The organism is Variovorax boronicumulans NBRC 103145, assembly GCF_001591345.1.
Lineage (GTDB): Bacteria > Pseudomonadota > Gammaproteobacteria > Burkholderiales > Burkholderiaceae_C > Variovorax > Variovorax boronicumulans.
In genome coordinates this window covers 17100-33907 of sequence record NZ_BCUS01000006.1, presented here as the reverse complement: position 1 = coordinate 33907, position 16808 = coordinate 17100, and the positions used below count along the sequence as shown (strand labels likewise).

15 protein-coding genes are annotated in these 16808 nt (G+C 68.9%); 8 read left to right on the top strand and 7 right to left on the bottom strand.

Features of this window, described 5'->3' with window-relative positions:
• Positions 1-53: 53 nt before the first annotated feature.
• Positions 54-956, bottom strand: a complete 903-nt coding sequence (locus VBO01S_RS03135; protein ID WP_062470341.1) for an NAD(P)/FAD-dependent oxidoreductase — start codon at positions 954-956, stop codon at positions 54-56.
• The gene (locus tag VBO01S_RS03130; protein WP_062470337.1) at positions 946-1407 is read right to left on the bottom strand and encodes an RrF2 family transcriptional regulator; all 462 of its coding nucleotides are present in this window, start codon (positions 1405-1407) and stop codon (positions 946-948) included. The genes VBO01S_RS03135 and VBO01S_RS03130 overlap by 11 nt, the downstream gene beginning before the upstream one ends.
• 106 nt (positions 1408-1513) lie before the next feature.
• Between VBO01S_RS03130 and VBO01S_RS03125 the strand changes: the two genes are divergently transcribed.
• The 3 genes from VBO01S_RS03125 to VBO01S_RS03115 all read left to right on the top strand — a co-directional run bounded on the left by VBO01S_RS03125 (position 1514) and on the right by VBO01S_RS03115 (position 4489).
• On the top strand, positions 1514-2686 hold the full coding sequence (locus tag VBO01S_RS03125; protein WP_062470334.1) for an AraC family transcriptional regulator: 1173 nt from the start codon (positions 1514-1516) through the stop codon (positions 2684-2686).
• Positions 2687-2793: 107 nt separating this feature from the next.
• Entirely contained in the window at positions 2794-3852 is a 1059-nt protein-coding gene (locus VBO01S_RS03120) for an alpha/beta hydrolase family protein (RefSeq protein ID WP_062470331.1), read from the top strand.
• A gap of 160 nt (positions 3853-4012) precedes the next feature.
• Positions 4013-4489, top strand: a complete 477-nt coding sequence (locus VBO01S_RS03115) for a hypothetical protein (protein WP_062470328.1) — start codon at positions 4013-4015, stop codon at positions 4487-4489.
• 102 nt (positions 4490-4591) lie between these two features.
• On the opposite strand, the gene VBO01S_RS03110 is transcribed toward VBO01S_RS03115, so the two are convergent.
• The 5 genes from VBO01S_RS03110 to VBO01S_RS03090 form a co-directional block, all read right to left on the bottom strand.
• A complete protein-coding gene (locus tag VBO01S_RS03110; protein WP_062470325.1) occupies positions 4592-5038 on the bottom strand; it encodes a MaoC family dehydratase in 447 nt (148 codons plus the stop codon).
• A 10-nt stretch (positions 5039-5048) separates the two neighbouring features.
• Entirely contained in the window at positions 5049-6329 is a 1281-nt protein-coding gene (gene boxA / locus VBO01S_RS03105; RefSeq protein ID WP_062470507.1) for a benzoyl-CoA 2,3-epoxidase subunit BoxA, read from the bottom strand.
• 50 nt (positions 6330-6379) lie between these two features.
• Complete coding sequence (boxB, locus tag VBO01S_RS03100; protein ID WP_062470322.1) at positions 6380-7807, bottom strand: benzoyl-CoA 2,3-epoxidase subunit BoxB; 1428 nt, start codon at positions 7805-7807, stop codon at positions 6380-6382.
• Positions 7808-7841: 34 nt separating this feature from the next.
• Complete coding sequence (boxC, locus tag VBO01S_RS03095) at positions 7842-9515, bottom strand: 2,3-epoxybenzoyl-CoA dihydrolase (protein ID WP_062470320.1); 1674 nt, start codon at positions 9513-9515, stop codon at positions 7842-7844.
• Between the two features lie 456 nt (positions 9516-9971).
• Positions 9972-10916, bottom strand: a complete 945-nt coding sequence (locus tag VBO01S_RS03090) for a helix-turn-helix transcriptional regulator (protein WP_062470316.1) — start codon at positions 10914-10916, stop codon at positions 9972-9974.
• 168 nt (positions 10917-11084) lie between these two features.
• Here VBO01S_RS03090 and VBO01S_RS03085 point away from each other — a divergent pair, with 168 nt between their 5' ends.
• Genes VBO01S_RS03085 through VBO01S_RS03065 form a run of 5 tightly spaced genes read left to right on the top strand, consistent with a single transcriptional unit; the run spans position 11085 to position 16703 of the window.
• Complete coding sequence (locus VBO01S_RS03085; RefSeq protein WP_062470313.1) at positions 11085-11579, top strand: 4-hydroxylaminobenzoate lyase; 495 nt, start codon at positions 11085-11087, stop codon at positions 11577-11579.
• The gene (locus tag VBO01S_RS03080; RefSeq protein ID WP_062470310.1) at positions 11576-13126 is read left to right on the top strand and encodes a 3,4-dehydroadipyl-CoA semialdehyde dehydrogenase; all 1551 of its coding nucleotides are present in this window, start codon (positions 11576-11578) and stop codon (positions 13124-13126) included. Before VBO01S_RS03085 ends, VBO01S_RS03080 begins: the two co-directional genes overlap by 4 nt.
• 30 nt (positions 13127-13156) lie before the next feature.
• Positions 13157-14710, top strand: a complete 1554-nt coding sequence (locus VBO01S_RS03075) for a benzoate-CoA ligase family protein (protein WP_062470308.1) — start codon at positions 13157-13159, stop codon at positions 14708-14710.
• The gene (locus VBO01S_RS03070; RefSeq protein WP_062470305.1) at positions 14707-15531 is read left to right on the top strand and encodes an alpha/beta fold hydrolase; all 825 of its coding nucleotides are present in this window, start codon (positions 14707-14709) and stop codon (positions 15529-15531) included. The genes VBO01S_RS03075 and VBO01S_RS03070 overlap by 4 nt, the downstream gene beginning before the upstream one ends.
• A complete protein-coding gene (locus tag VBO01S_RS03065) occupies positions 15528-16703 on the top strand; it encodes an ABC transporter substrate-binding protein (protein WP_062470303.1) in 1176 nt (391 codons plus the stop codon). The genes VBO01S_RS03070 and VBO01S_RS03065 overlap by 4 nt, the downstream gene beginning before the upstream one ends.
• Positions 16704-16808 lie beyond the last annotated feature (105 nt).

Genomic DNA, 16808 nt, shown 5'->3' with positions numbered 1-16808 from the left:
GATTATAGGGTGGTTTGAGGCGGTTTGCCATCTTCCCCCGAAAAAATTTGAAATCAGGCGCCGAACACCAGCGCGCGGTGCATCGACACCCCGGCGAACAGCCCGTCGGCCGAGGCCAGCGTGGCGTTGGAAAAAGCCATCGCCACATCGCCCGCCGCGTACACGCCGGGCACCGTGGTCGTCTTCATCGCATCGACGCGCAGCACCGGGCCCGTGGGGCCGTCGTCGAACGCGCAGCCCAGTTGCTCGGCCAGCGGACTGGTCGGCCGCGTGTGCGGCGCCACGAACAGCGCCTCGATCGGCACGCGCCGGCCGTTGTCCAGGCGCACGGCCGCGAGGTCCGTCCCCTGCCCTTCGAGGCCGGCGATGCGCCCGGGCTCCACGGCCACGCCGCGTGATTGCAGCCGGACGCGTGCCTCGGCATCCGGCCCTGCGTCGCCATTCAGGAAGAGCGTGGTCGGGCCCCACTCGGCGATCAGCAGCGCGTGGTCCGGCGGGTGCGCGCTGTGAAAGAGCACGCCCAGCGGACGGTCGCCGAACTCGTAGCCGTGGCAATAAGGACAGTGCAGCACGCTCTTTCCCCAGCGCTCGCCGAGGCCCGCGATGTCCGGCAGGCCGTCCTGCACGCCGAAGGCCAGCAGCAGCTTGCGCGTCGACAACTGTTCCCCGTTGTTCAACGAAACCGTGAAGCCCTCCGCGCCATCGGCCGTTGCCGCAGTCACCGTGCCTTCGACGAAGGTGACGGACGGATAGGCGAGCAGCTTGTCGCGCGCATCGGCAATCATCTGCAGCGGCGGCATGCCGTCCTGCCCGAAGAAGCCGTGCGAGGCGGCGGCGAAGCGGTTGCGCGGCGCGCCCGCGTCGACCACGCAGACCTTCCTGCGTGCGCGCGCCAGTTGCATGGCGGCGGAGAGGCCGGCAAAGCTGCCGCCCACGATGAGTGCGTCATGGCGCATGTGCGATGTCCTTCGCGGTGAAGCCGCCACCCGTCATGCGGCGATGAAAGTCCCTGGAGAGATCGGCCAGCGTGATCCCGTTGAGCCGCCGCAACAGCAGCGCCTCGGCCTCCTGGCAGGCGCCGTCGAGCGCCGCGTTCACCGCCTGCTCGACGATGCAGCCCGGGCTCTCGGTGCGGTTGCCCATGGCCAGCAACGCAGGCGCGCCGACGGCGTTGTGGATGTCGCCCAGCGTCACCGAACTCAACGAACACGACAGCACCCAGCCGCCGCCATGCCCCTTGGCCGAGCTGACGAAGCCGGCCTGCCGCAGCCCCGCCATGAGCCGGCGCACGACCACGGGGTTGGTCTGCATCGCCGCGGCGAGCGCCTCGGAGGTGATGGGGGCGTTCAGCTCGGCCATGTGCAGCAGCACGTGGAGCACGCCGGAAAGCTTGCTGTCTCGTTTCATGCAACATTATTTGTTGCATGACTTTTCACGGCACGCCGAAGGGTCTTTCGGTGCCCGGCACTCCGCGTCCGCTTGCCGCGGCGCAGGCACGAGAATCGGCCTCGCCATGACGCCCACCCCGACCACCCTGTTCGACACCGCCCTGCGCGGCGTGCTACTGGCCTTGCTGCTCGTGCTCGCGTTGGTCCTCGGGCGCGACCGCCCTCGCCTGCCGGCCGCGCGTGCGGGTGCGCTGCTCGCGCTCGGCCTGTGCGTGCAGGTCATCGGCGCCACGCCGCTGTTCGAAGCGCTCGTGCCGCGCGGGTGGCAGGCACCGTTTGTCGCGGTGTCCGTCGGCAACGGCGTGCTGTTCTGGGTGTTCGTGCAGGCTTTGTTCGACGACGACTTCGTGCTGCGGCCGCTGCATGTCGTCACTTGGTTGGCGGTGGCCGCGGTGGCGGCGCTGAATTGCGCGCTGGTGGCGGGCAGCGCCTCGGTGCTTGCGCCGCTCACGATGGGTGTGCAGCGCGCGGTGCCGCTGGTGTTCGCGGTGCTGGCCGCGATGGCGGCGGCTTCGCAGTGGCGCGCCGACCTGGTGGAAGGACGGCGCCGGCTGCGTGTGTTCATCGTGGTGACGGGCGTCGGCTATAGCGTCGGGATGCTGGCGGTTCGTCTGGCCTCACCGCGCGGACAGCTGTCGGACCTGTCGGCGACCGCGGACGTGGCGATGCTGCTGCTGATCGTCGCGGTGGTGGCGTGGCGGATGCTGCGGCTGGCGGGTTCGGAGCTGTTTCCGGCTGCGCAGGCGCCGGTCACGATGCCAGCCATGACGCCAGAAGCGCCACTGAAAGAAGAAGCGTTCGCACCGGCGCCGGTCGAAGCACCGCCGCCGCCGGCAGCAGCCGAGCCGCCTCCGCCACCTGAACCCGCCCCTGACGCCGACCCCGCCGAAGACCGCCTCGCCGAAGCCCTCCAGCACGCCATGGCCGTCGACCGCGTCTACCGCCGCGAAGATCTGAGCATCGCCAGCCTCGCCGCCCAGTTGTCCGTCCCCGAATACCGGCTGCGCCGCGTCATCAACCAGCGGCTCGGGCACCGCAACTTCAACGCCTTCGTCAACGGCTTCCGGCTGGCCGAGGCGATGGCAGCACTGGCCAATCCGTCGAAGCGCGAGCTGCCCGTGCTGACCCTCGCGCTGACCGCCGGCTTCCAGTCGATCGGCCCCTTCAACCGCGCCTTCAAGGCTGCCACGGGCCTCACGCCCACCGAATTCCGCAAACAGAAGCTGGCTGAATCCTGAAATCTCTGGCCGAAAGCCGCGCTTGCGGGTTTCGGCCAGACGCGGACACTGCCGCGCGGCATCGTCCATGTCGCCGAGGGCATGGGCCTTCGATGACAAGGAGTTCGATGCGAAGACGTCTGTATTTGATCTGCCTGCTGGCGCTGGGGTCCGGCTGGGTGCACGCCGCGATGGGGCTGGCGGAAATTCCCGCGGCTACCGGCGACGGCCCTGTCACCGTGTTCTATCCCTCCAGCGATCCGCCCCAGCCGACACGGCGTGCGCGCTTCACGCTCGACGTGGCGGCGCAGGGAGCACCCGTGCGCGGCAACGGCCGGCTGGTCGTGATCTCGCACGGCTCGGGCGGCGCGCCGTGGGTGCATGCGAACCTGGCGCGCAGCCTGGTCGACGCGGGCTTCGTCGTCGCCATGCCCGAGCACAGGGCCGACAACCACAAGGACGACAGCAACCCTGGCCCCGACAGCTGGACGATGCGCCCAGCCGAGGTGTCGCGCGCCATCGATGCGGTGGCTCGCGATGCACGCTTTGCGCCGCTGCTGCAGTTCGACAAAGTCGGCATGTACGGCATGTCGGCGGGGGGTCACACCGCGCTGAGCCTCGCGGGCGGGCGTTGGTCGCCGGCCGGATTCAAGCAGCACTGCGAGGCGAACCTGGTGGACGACTTCCAGTCGTGCGTGGGCCTGGTCACGCGGCTCACGGGCGGGCCGTTCGACGGCCTCAAGAAGTGGGTTGCACGGCTCGTCATCCGCCATCGCTTCAACGACGCCACGTGGCGCCTGCACATCGACCCGCGCATCGCCGCCATCGTGGCGGGCGTGCCCTCGTCAGCCGATTTCGACATGGCCTCACTGGCCACGCCCCACGTGCCGCTGGGCCTGATCACTGCGCAGCAAGACCGCTGGCTGGTCCCGCGCTTTCACAGCGACCGGGTCCTCGCGGCCTGCCTGCCGCGCTGCGAACTGATTGCGGACATGCCGACCGGCGGCCACGGTGCGCTGCTGTCGCCGCCGCCACCGAACCTCTCGGGCCTGATCGGCGACATGCTGAACGACCCGCCGGGCTTCGACCGCGCGGGCGTCCTGCCCGAGGTGAACCGCAAGACAACGGCCTTCTTCAGCGCGCATCTGCCGCCGCCCCGATCCGCAGACATGGCAGCGCCGCCCTAACGCACGACCCCTTCATTCCGCCGACGGCCGATTCCCACAGCGTCGAGCGAACGCGCCGCACATGGCGACAACCTGCCGGCCCGTCATGGTTGCCCCCGAATCGATCGAACCCCGGTCGGTTCTGCAAACCGTGACTCAGCAACGAAAGGAACTGTCACTCATGACTACACATGCAACCAACCGCATCTTCATCGGCGCCATGCTGGCGGGCCTGCTGGCCCTCGGCGGGACGGCCCAGGCGCAAGGCGTCGGGGTCGGCGTGGGGGTCAACGCCGATGTGAAGGCCTCGGGCAGCACCGGCGCGACGCCACAAGGCGGCGCAGCAGGTGCACGCGCGCAGACCGGTGCGTCGGCCGATGCCAATGCGGACACCTCCACCTCCGGCGCGACCGGCGGCGTGGGCAATGCCGTCGGTGGCGTGCTCGGCACGGCCACGGGTGCGGTCGGCGGTGCCACCGGCGCCGTGGGCGGCGCGACGCAAGCCGTCGGCGGTGTGACCAACACCGTGGGCAGCACCGTGAACAGCGCGACCGGTGCCGCGGGCGCCGTGGGCGGCGCCGTGAAACCGGCCACGGCCGGCGCCAAGGCGAGCGGCAAGGCCCAGGGCTCGGGCGCGGTCGACCTGCACAAGAAGTAAGTCGCACGCCGCATGGTTGCAGCGGCCGGACGCGGCTGTTGCAGCGCATCGCTCCGCAAGTAATCAAGCCCGCAGCGCTAAAGCGTTGCGGGCTTGTGTCGTTCAGAGGTCGGGGGCGGGCAGCTTGAAGAGGCTGGTGACTTCGGTGTCGAGCACCACCAGCGCGCGCTGGTTGAACAGCCGCCAGCGCCAACGCAGGATACCGAGCGTGGGGCGCTTCTCGGAGCGGCGCACCTCGATCACATCGGCCACGAGCCGCAGCGCATCGCCGGGGCGCACGGGGTTCGGCCAGCGCACGTGCTCGAGCCCGGGCGACGCGAACGATTCGGAACCGGCCAGCGCCGCCTCGACCACCAGCCGCATCGCGATCGAGCAGGTGTGCCAGCCGCTCGCGATGAGCCCGCCGAAGGGGCTGCCTGCCGCCGCCTCGGCATCGGTGTGGAACCACTGCGGGTCGTAGGCCCGCGCGAACTGCACGAGTTCGGCTTCGGTGAGCACGTAAGGCCCGGCCTCGATGACCTGGCCTGCGTGGAAGTCGGCGAACTGCATCCGCCGCAGCTTAGTACGTTTCGAGGTGCAGGCGGCCTTCGCGCTTGAGTTGCGCACCGACGGTGTCCCAGTCGAGCCCCGCTTCCTTCGCCACGTCGCGCAGTGCGAGCACCACGCCCTCTTCCATGCTCTTGAGGCCGCACACATAGAAGTGGCTGGCGCCGTCCTTCAGCAGCGCGGCCAGGTCGGCGGCGCGTTCGCGCATCAGGTCCTGCACGTAGCGCTTGGGTTGGCCCGGCGTGCGCGAGAACGCGAAGTTGATGTCGATGAAGTCTTTCGGCAGCGACTGCAGCGGGCCGAAGTACGGCAGCTCCTGCTGCGTGCGCGCGCCGAAGAACAGCATGAGCTTGCCGCCTTCGAACTTGCCGCTCTTGCGCAGGCGCCGACGCCATTCGGTCATGGCGCGCATGGGGGCGCTGCCGGTGCCGGTGCAGATCATCACGATGTGCGACTTGGGGTGGTTCGGCATCAGGAACGACGCACCGAAGGGCCCCACCACCTGCACGGTGTCGCCCACCTTGAGGTCGCACACGTAGTTGGAGCACACGCCGCGCACGGGGTCGCCCTCGTGGTCCTCGGTGACGCGCTTCACGGTGAGCGAGACGTTGTTGTAGCCGGGCCGTTCGCCGTTGCGCGGGCTGGCCACCGAGTACTGGCGCGCATGGTGGCGCTTGCCGATGGCATCGACGCCCGGCGGCACGATGCCGATCGACTGGCCTTCGAGCACGGGGAACGGCACCACGCCGAAGTCGAGCACGATGTGGTGGGTCTCGCTGTCGAAGCCGGCCTCGGTGCAGTTGAAGTTGCCCACCACGGTGGCGGTGGTCGGCGTCTTCGGCGGAAAGAGGTTGGTGTAGGCGTGCGCGGCCGACCAGGGCGGCACGCTGGCGCCGTACTGCGCGGAATTGAAGGCGGGCTCGGTGCCCTGCACGGCGGCCTGGGCCTGCGTCTGGGCAGGCACTTCCGCGGCCTCGGCGGCGGCGCCGGACACGCCCGCCGCCTCGAGTTCCTCGGGCGAGAGCTCGGCGGGGAGTTCTTCCCACGTGAGCTGCTCTTCGATGGTGTACGCGCGCACCAGCGGCATGGTGCGCCAGTTGTCGATCGAGCCCGTGGGGCACGGCGAGATGCAGGCCATGCAGCCATTGCAGACGTCCGCGCGAACGACATAGTTGTTGTCGTCGTGCGTGATCGCGTTCACGGGGCAGGTCGCCTCGCAGGTGTTGCAGCGGATGCAGATCTCGGGGTCGATCAGGTGCTGCTTGATGACCCCGGCTTCAACGACCATGTCCATGTTGTTCTCCATGCCCTCGCCGTGGGGACGAGGGCTTCATATCCAGGTGCTCAGCCGAAACGCACGTATTCAAAGTCGACAGGCTGGCGGTTGATGCCCATCACCGGCGGCGAGATCCAGCCTGCGAATTTGCCCGGCTCGATCACGCGGCCCATCAACGATGCCACGAAAGCGAAGTCTTCGGAACTCGGCAGCCATTCGTCGCGCTTGGCGGCCCATTCGATGTCGTTCACCACGCGGCCCTCGGGCGACATCTTGATGCCGGCGAGTGCGCCGATCTGGCGGTTGAAGGCCTTGTGCGGCACGACCAGGCGGGTGGGAATGCCGGCCTTCTCGAGCACCTTGTTCCAGCGGCCGACGCCGGCCACCGAGTCCTTGATGAAGTCATCGCGCAGCACTTCGTTCAGGGCGTTGAGCATCGGCACGTCCTTCTCGACGAGCTGGCCGTCCTTGACCTCGAGCACCTTGTAGGTCTGGCCCTTGAGCACGTGGTCGTCGTCGCGCTTGCCTTCTTCGTAGCGGCCCTTCAGGCCCGAGCTGTAGAAGATGGCGGCGTTGCTCGACTGGTCGGCGCCGAACAGGTCGATGGTCACCGAGTAGTGGAAGTTCAGGTAGCGCTGGATGGTGCCCAGGTCGATGCAGCCGGCGGCGCGGATCTTCTGCGCGTCGTCGGTCTTGAGCTCGTTCATGACCTGCGCGGTGCGCGCGATGACGCGTGACACGCCGCTCTCGCCCACGAACATGTGGTGCGCCTCTTCGGTCAGCATGAACTTCGTGGTGCGCGCCAGCGGGTCGAACGCGCTCTCGGCCAGCGCGGCCAGCTGGAACTTGCCGTCGCGGTCGGTGAAGTAGGTGAACATGAAGAACGCGAGCCAGTCGGGCGTCTTCTCGTTGAAGGCGCCCAGGATGCGCGGGTTGTTGGCGTCGCCCGAGGTGCGCTGCAGCAGCGCGTCGGCCTCTTCGCGACCGTCACGGCCGAAGTGCTTCTGCAGCAGGTAGACCATGGCCCACAGGTGGCGGCCTTCTTCGACGTTGATCTGGAACAGGTTGCGCAGGTCGTACATCGACGGCGCCGTGAGGCCCAGGTGGCGCTGCTGCTCGACCGACGCGGGCTCGGTGTCGCCCTGCGTGACGATGATGCGGCGCAGGTTGGCGCGGTGTTCGCCGGGCACGTCCTGCCAGACCTTCTCGCCCTTGTGGTCGCCGAAGTGCACTTCACGGTTGGCATCGCCCGGGTTCAGGAAGATGCCCCAGCGGTAGTCGCGCATCTTCACGTGGCCGAACTGCGCCCAGCCCTGCGGATCGACGCTCACGGCCGTGCGCAGGTACACCTCGTGGTTGGTGGAGCCTTCGGGGCCCACGTCGTCCCACCAGTTGATGAAGTTGGGCTGCCAGCCTTCGAGCGCGCGCTGCAGCGTGCGGTCTTCGCCGAGGTTGACGTTGTTGGGGATCTTCTCGCTGTAGTTGATCGTGCTCATCGTTGTTCCTTGGGTTGTGCGGACTGCTGGGTGCTCAAACGCGGTTCAGGTCGAAGCCGGCTTTTTGACCGGTGCCGTAGACCTTCAGCGCGCCCTTCTCGCCGACGGCGTTGGGGCGGTTGAAGATCCAGTTCTGCCAGGCCGTGAGGCGGCCGAAGATGCGGGTGGCCATGTTCTCCTTGCTGGCGAAGCGCAGGTTGGCTTCGAGGCCGGTGAGTGCGTCGGGCGACATGGCGGCGCGCTCTTCGATGGCGATGCGGATCTCGTCGTCCCAGTCGATGTCGTCGGGCGCAGCGGTCACGAGGCCGAGCTTCACGGCTTCGTCGGCGTCGAGCGCCTGCCCGGCGGCGGCGCGCGCGGCTTCGAGCGGGGCGGCCTCTTCATAGAAGCGGCGCTGCAGGCGGCTCTGGTCGTTCACCATCGGGAAGAAGCCGAAGTTGAATTCGTTGAGCGTGAGCTTCGGGGCGCGCGCGGCATCGTCGGGCAGCGCGAGCATGTAGGTGCGGTCGGCCGCGAAGGCCAGCTCGGCCAGCGTGCCGGCGAAGCACGAGCCGGCCTCGACCAGCGCGAAGAGGCTGCGCGACGACACATCCAGGCGCGCCAGCGTGCGGCGCAGCGCGCCGATGGTTTCGCGCACCAGCCAGTGGTCCTTGTTGGCGAACATCACGGCATCGGAGGCGAGCACGGCGGCGGCGTCGCCTTCGGTCTTGAGCAGCCAGGTGCCGACGTCGAGCTCGTTGGTGCGCAGGTTCAGGATGGCGTCGTCGAGCTCGCGGCACACGGCCAGCGGCCACCAGGCGGCGCCCGCGGCTTCGATGGCGGCGATGTCGGCCGGCTGCGCGCCGGTGGGCGCCTTCACGGTGATCGTCGCGGTGCGCTTGCTGCGGTCGATCTGCACGTTGACGTTGGCGTACGCGATGCCGTCGGCGCTGTCGGTGCGCTCGACGCGGGTCAGGGCCACGCCCTTGGCGCCGGCGGGGCGGTCGCTGCCGGCGGCGAGTTGCGTGGCGCGTTCCTGCACGGCAGCGGGGAACTGCGCGGGCTTGGCCACGGCATCGACCAGGCGCCAGTCGACCGCGCGCTGGCCGCGCACGCCTTCGACGCTGGTGCAGAAGATGTCGGCGAGGTCGTGGCGCACGTGGCGCTTGTCGGTCACGCGGGTCAGGCCGCCGGTGCCGGGCAGCACGCCGAGCAGCGGCACTTCGGGCAGCGAGACGGACGAGGAGCGGTCGTCGACCAGCAGGATTTCGTCGCAGGCCAGTGCCAGCTCGTAGCCGCCGCCGGCGCAGGCGCCGTTCACGGCCGCGAGGAACTTCAGGCCCGAGTGCTTGGAGGTGTCTTCCATGCCATTGCGCGTCTCGTTGGTGAACTTGCAGAAGTTCACCTTCCAGGCGTGGCTGGAAACGCCCAGCATGAAGATGTTGGCGCCGGAGCAGAAGATGCGGTCCTTGCCGCTGGTGACGATCACGCTGCGCACTTCGGGGTGCTCGAAGCGGATGCGGTTGAGCGCGTCGTTCAGCTCGATGTCCACGCCCAGGTCGTAGCTGTTGAGCTTGAGCTTGTAGCCGGGGCGGATGCCGCCGTCTTCCGCGATGTCGAGCGTGAGGCGCGCAATGGCGCCGTCGAAGCTCAGCGACCAGTGGCGGTACTGGGCGGGTTCGATGCGGTAGTCGACGCGCTGGGGCGCCTGGAGCGTGGTGTCGGTCATGCGGAAGTCTCCTGTGGGGCTGTGTTCAGAAAACCGTGAACAGGAATAATAATGCACTTCCTTGTTCCGATAACATGCATCATGCTGCATGCAAACAGGCAAGTCAATGCCTGTTGTGCTTTTTTTCAGATTTCAGGATCGGGCAGGGCTTGTGCGGGGCGCACGACGGATCAGGGGGTGTGCGCAGGACACCGGGTACTTCCCTCCGCGAATGTCCCCCGGGCTTCGCCCTCCTCCTTAATTTCGCTGCGGGAAGCACCCAGTGCCCTGCGCACGGGGGCACGCGGTCGGGTCACAGCCGATCAACAACGGCTCTGAAAACGCTCACGCCGATGGGGTGCCTTGCGCAGCGAAATTAAGGGGGAGGCCGCAGGCCGGAGGACATTCGCGGAGCAAGGTACCCCGTCGGCGGGAGCGTCGCCCTGAACGACGCCGCCAACGCCAGCAAGCAGAAACTCAGGCCAACCCCATCGACTGCCGAGCAACCGCGCGCAAGGCCTGGAAGCTCTGCGGCAACGTCTTCCCACTGGTATCGACCGACAGATCGGCCTTCGAATAGAAAGCGGCGCGCCCGTTCAGGATGCGGCGCAGGTCTTCCATGGCCTCCTTGCTGGCGGCCATCGGGCGGGTGTCGCCCTGCGCGGCCACGCGGCCCATGTGCTCCTCGGGCGCGGCCTGCAGCCACACGGTGGTGCAGTGGGCGAGCAGCTCGTTGAAGGTGGCCGGGTCGGACACGATGCCGCCGGGCGTGGCAATGACCACCTCGCTGTAGATCTGCACCGCCTCTTCCAGCGCGCGGCGCTCGTAGCGGCGGTAGGCGTTGGTGCCGTACAGGTCGTGGATTTCGCGCACGCTGCAGCCCGCGAGCTTCTCGATCTCGCGGCTCAGCTCGATGAATGGAATTTCGAGGTCCTCGGCCAGCATCTGCCCCAGCGTCGACTTGCCCGCGCCGCGCAGCCCCACGAGCGCGATGCGCCGGTGCCGCGCCGGGTCGACCGAAGCCGTGCCCAGCATCTCGCCGAGCGCCACGCGCACGCGGCGCAGGTCGGCCTCGCTGCGGTGCTCCAGCAGTTCGCGGATCAGCAGCCACTCGGGCGAGCTGGTCGTCACGTCGCCCACCAGCTCGGCCAGCGAGCAGTGCAGCGCCCCGGCCACCTGCTGCAGCACCAGGATCGATGCGTTGCCGATGCCGTATTCCAGGTTCGCCAGGTGGCGCTCCGACACGTCGGCCGACAGGGCCACCGCCTTGCGCGTGAGGCCGCGCTGCGCGCGCAGGTTGCGCACGCGGTCGCCCAGTGCCACCAGCAATGGGTTCTTGGCCTCCCCGGCCACGGCGGCGCCGTGGTTGCCGGTGCCGCCCTCGGGCGCGGTGGCCAGCACCGCGTCTACATGCTCGTTCATGCCATTCCTCGTTCTTCGCCGGGATTGTGCGCGCTCAGGGTAAACACCATAGATGCACTATATTGCTTGACACCTGTTGTCTCGCTGCTTATTGTTCGATCACACGCAAGATACTGCACACGCAGACTTCCTGCAAGAAGACGATAGTTCATCCGTTCGAGGCCCACGATGTCCGACACCCCCACGCCCGCCACCGGCAAGGCGGCATTTCACCAGCTGATCGCCGACCTGACCGCCGAGATCGCCGGCCAGCCGCTGGACGCCACGCTCGACCAGTGGCTCAACGCCACCCACGGCGCCGGCAGCGCCCGTTTTGCGCAACTGCGCCAGGCCTGCATCGGCGGCGTCGCCGAAGGCTGGCTGTGCGACCGCGAAGGCGGCGGCATCAAGTACGGCCGCGTCTTCAAGGCCGAGGACGCGCTGCATCGCTTCTCGGTCGACGTGGTCGACATGCAGGACCTCGCCGGCCCGCACCACACGCACCCCAACGGCGAGATCGACCTGATCATGCCGCTGGACGACACCCCCGCCGCCACCTTCGACGGACGGCCCGCGGGCTGGTGCGTCTACGGGCCCGGCACCGCACACCGCCCGACCGTGGCCCAGGGCCGCGCGCTCGTCCTTTATTTGCTGCCCGAAGGGCAGATCAAGTTCACTCCATGACCGACCTTCTCGCCAACCACGTCGCCGGCCGCTGGCAAAGCGGCACGGGCGCCGGCACGCCCCTGTTCGACCCGGTGCTCGGCACCGAACTCGCGCGCGTCGACGCCACCGGCCTCGACCTGCCCGAAGCCTTCGCCTTTGCGCGCGAGCAAGGCGGCCGCGCGCTGCGCGCCCTCACCTACCGCCAGCGCGCCGGCCTGCTCGCCGCCCTCGTGAAGGTGCTGCAGGCGAACCGCGACGCGTACTACGAGATCGCCACCGCGAACTGCGGCACGGTGAAGAACGACTCGGCCGTCGACATCGACGGCGCGATCTTCACGCTCGGCCAGTACGCCAAGTGGGGCGATGCGCTCGGCGACGTGCGCGCGCTGCGCGACGGCGAGGCCGTGAAGCTCGGCAAGGAGCCCGTGTTCCAGTCGCAGCACCTGCAGGTGCCGACGCACGGCGTGGCGCTGTTCATCAACGCCTTCAACTTCCCCTCGTGGGGCCTGTGGGAAAAGGCCGCGCCCGCGCTGCTGTCGGGCGTGCCCGTGATCGTCAAGCCCGCCACGGCCACCGCCTGGCTCACGCAGCGCATGGTGAAAGACGTGGTCGATGCGGGCGTGCTGCCGGCCGGCGCGCTGTCGGTCATCTGCGGCAGCTCGGCCGGCCTGATGGACCAGCTGCAGCCCTTCGACGTGGTCTCGTTCACCGGCTCGGCCGAGACGGCCGCCGTGATCCGTTCGCACCCGGCCATGGCCGCGCGCTCGGTGCGCGTGAACATCGAGGCCGACAGCCTCAACAGCGCCCTGCTGCTGCCCGGCGCCGCGCCCGGCAGCGAGGCCTTCAACCTGCTCGTGCGCGAAGTGGTGCGCGAGATGACGGTGAAGTCGGGCCAGAAGTGCACCGCCATCCGCCGCATCCTCGTGCCGGCCGAGGTGTACGACGCCGCCGCCGAAGCCATCGGCGCGAAGCTCGCGGGCGTCACGGTCGGCAACCCGCGCAACGAGGGCGTGCGCATGGGCTCCCTCGTGAGCCGCGCTCAGCTGAACGCGGTGCGCGACGGCCTCGACGCGCTGGCCGCGCAGACCACCGTGCTGCACGACAGCTGCAACAAGCCCCTCATCGACGCCGACCCCGCCGTGGCCGCCTGCATCGGCCCCGTGCTGCTGGGCGCGCGCGACGCCGACGCGGCGCAGCGCGTGCACGACGTCGAAGTGTTCGGCCCCGTCGCCACGCTGCTGCCCTACAACGACCTGGCACACGGCATCGCGCTCGCGCACCGTGGCCAGGGTTCGCTCGTCACCTCGCTGTATGGCAGCGACGATGCCGCGCTCGCCCAGGCTGCGCTGTCGGTCGCGCCGAGCCATGGCCGCGTGCACGTCATCACGCCCGAGGTGGCGCAGGCCCACACCGGCCACGGCAACGTGATGCCGATGTCGCTGCACGGCGGCCCCGGCCGCGCGGGCGGCGGCGCCGAGCTGGGCGGCCTGCGCGCGCTCGATTTCTATCACCGCAGGAGCGCGGTGCAGGCGAGCCCCGGCGTGCTCGCCGCTCTCGGCCTCTAGCGCCACGCACAGGCCCCAAGGAGACACACGATGAACAGCAGCCTGCCCGCACGATTCAACTTTGCCGAACACCTGTTCGCCCTCAACCGCGGCCGCGCCGCACGCACCGCCTACATCGACGACCGCGGCACGCTGGGCTACGGCCAGCTCGAAGACCGCGCGCGCCGCCTGGCCGCCGCGCTGAAGGCCGCGGGCATCCGCCGCGAAGAGCGCGTGCTGCTGCTCATGCTCGACGGCAACGACTGGCCCGTGAGCTTCCTGGGCTGCCTCTACGCGGGCATCGTGCCCGTGGCCGTGAACACGCTGCTCACGCCCGACGACTACGCCTACATGCTCGACCACAGCCGCGCGCAGGCGGTGCTGGTGTCGGGCGCGCTGCTGCCGACCTTGCAAGATGCGATGGCGCGCGGCGGCCATGAAGTGCAGACGCTGTTCGTGTCGCAACCGACGGGCGCATTGCCCCAAGGCGCGCAGGAGTTCGAAGCTGCGCTCGCCGCCGCCGAGCCCCTGCCCGCACCCGCGCTCACCGCGTCGGACGACCCGGGCTTCTGGCTCTATTCCTCCGGCTCCACCGGCAAGCCCAAGGGCACGGTGCACACGCACGCCAACCTGTGGTGGACCGCCGAGCTCTACGGCAAGCCCGTGCTCGGCCTCACCGAGGACGACGTGTGCTTCTCGGCCGCCAAGATGTACTTCGCGTACGGCCTGGGCAATGCGCTGACCTTCCCGCTGTCGGTCGGCGCCACCGTGGTGCTGATGGCCGAGCGGCCCACGCCCGATGCGACCTTCCGCCGCTGGACCGAGCACAAGCCCACCGTGTTCTTCGGCGCGCCCACCGGCTTCGCGGGCATGCTCGCCTCGCCGAAGCTGCCCGCGCGCGAAGCCGTGGCGCTGCGCATGTGCTCGTCGGCCGGCGAGGCGCTGCCCGGCGAGATCGCGCAGCGTTTCAAGGCGCACTTCGGCTGCGAGATCATCGACGGCATCGGCTCCACCGAGATGCTGCACATCTTCATCTCCAACCGGCCCGGCGACGTGCGCTACGGCACCACGGGCAAGCCGGTGGACGGCTACGAGGTCGAGCTGCGCGGCGAAGACGGCCGCCCCGTGCCCGACGGCGAGGTGGGCGACCTGTACATCCGCGGCCCGAGCTCGGCGCTCATGTACTGGTGCAACCGCGAGAAGTCGCGCGACACCTTCCAGGGCGGCTGGACCAAGAGCGGCGACAAGTACACGCGCGACGCCGACGGCTACTTCACGTACGCCGGGCGCAGCGACGACATGCTCAAGGTCAGCGGCATCTACGTCTCGCCCTTCGAGGTCGAGGCCACGCTGATGCAACACCCCGCCGTGCTCGAGGCCGCCGTCATCGGCAAGGACGACGCCGACGGGCTCACGAAGACCAAGGCCTTCGTGGTGCTGAAGGACGGCGCCGCCGCCACCGAGGACGAGCTCAAGGCCTTCGTGAAGGAGCGCCTGGCGCCCTACAAGTACCCGCGCTTCCTGGAGTTCGTGAGTGAGCTGCCGAAGACGGCCACCGGCAAGATCCAGCGCTTCCGGCTGCGCGAACGCGAGAAGCAGGCATGAGCACGCCGACGGTTGCCACCGACTTCGCCACCATCGACTGGCGCGGGCGCACCGTGCGCATCGAGTGCCAATGGATCGCCCCCGAGCGCGGCGCCGACACCCCGCTCATCGTCTTCCTCCACGAAGGCCTCGGCTCCGTCGCGATGTGGAAGGACTTCCCCGCCCAAGTGTGCGAGGCCGCCGGTGCGCGCGGCCTCGTGTTCTCGCGCCCCGGCTACGGCCGCTCCACGCCGCGCGCCGAAGACGAGATCTGGGACGTCGACTTCATGCACCGCCAGGCGCACGAGGTGCTGCCCGCGCTGTTCGCCGCGCTGAAGCTCGGCGACGAGAAGCCCTGGCTCTTCGGCCACAGCGACGGCGGCTCGATCTCGCTGCTGTACGCCTCGCGCTTTTCGGACAGGGTCGCGGGCCTCGTGGTGCTCGCGCCGCACATCTTCGTGGAGGACAAGACCGTCGCGAACATCGAGATCGCGCGCACCGCCTACCGCAGCACCGACCTGCCCGCCAAGCTCGGCCGCTACCACGACAGCGCCGACTCGGCCTTCTGGGGCTGGAACCGCATCTGGCTGCACCCGCCCTTTCGCGACTGGAACATCGAAGCCGAGCTGGCCACCATCCGCTGCCCCGTGCTCGCGGTGCAGGGCATCGACGACGAGTACGGCACGCTCGCGCAGATCCGCGACATCGCCCCGCGCGTGGCGGGGACATGCGAGCTGCTCGAAATCCCTGAATGCGGGCATTCCCCGCATCGCGATCAGCCGGATCGTGTCATCGTCGCGACCGCTTCTTTCATCACCAACAACAGGAGACAGACACCATGACGAACCTTCGCACCGCGCGCCTGGCGCTCACGGCCATCGCCCTCGCCGCCCTGGCCTCCGCGGCCGGCGCACAGGGCACGGCAAAGCTCAAGGTCGGCCTCATGCTGCCCTACAGCGGTACCTACACCGCCCTGGGCGTGGCCATTGAAAACGGCTTCAAGCTCTACGTGGAACAGCAGGGCGGCAAGCTGGCCGGCCGCGAGATCGAATACTTCAAGGTCGACGACGAGTCCGACCCCGCCAAGGCCACCGACAACGTCAACAAGCTCATCAAGCGCGACAACGTCGACGTGATCGTGGGCACCGTGCACTCGGGCGTGGCGATGGCCATGGCCAAGGCCGCCAAGGAAAGCGGCACCGTGCTCATCGTGCCCAACGCCGGCGCCGACGCGGTCACGGGCCCCATGTGCGCGCCCAACATCTTCCGCAGCTCGTTCAGCAACTGGCAGCCGGCCTACGCCATGGGCGAGGTGGCGGCCAAGCAGCAGGGCAAGAAGAAGGTCATGACCATCACCTGGAAGTACGCGGCCGGCGAAGAGTCGGTCAACGGCTTCAAGGAAGGCTTCGAGAAGAACGGCGGCAAGGTCGACAAGCAGCTCACCCTGCCCTTCCCCAACGTGGAGTTCCAGGCCCTGCTGACCGAGATCGCCGCGGCCAAGCCCGATGCGGTGTACGCCTTCTTCGCGGGCGGCGGCGCGGTGAAGTTCGTCAAGGACTACCAGGCCGCCGGCCTGAACAAGACCATCCCGCTGTACGGCCCCGGCTTCCTGACCGACGGCACGCTCGACGCACAGGGCGAGTCGGCGCAAGGCATGCTCACCACGCTGCACTACGCCGACGGCCTGAACACCCCGCGCGACAACGCCTTCCGCGTGGCCTATGCCAAGTCGTTCAAGCTGCAGCCCGACGTGTACGCGGTGCAGGGCTACGACGCCGCGCAGATGCTGGGCGTGGGCCTGAATGCCACCAAGGGCGACATCTCGAAGAAGGCCGAGTTCACGGGCGCGATCGAGAAGGCCAAGATCGACAGCCCGCGCGGCACCTTCACGGTGAGCAAGTCGCACAACCCGGTGCAGGACATCTACCTGCGCAAGGTCGAGGGCAAGGAAAACAAGCTGGTCAGCACGGCCATCAAGGGCCTGTCCGATCCGGCTCGCGGCTGCCGGATGTAAGCAGGGCCACGGGCCTTCGGTTCTCTCTCGTTCCCTCGCGGCCCCCGATCAAGTTCACGGGGCTGCGAGCCGCCTTGCGGCAACCACACTCAACTGGGATCTCAC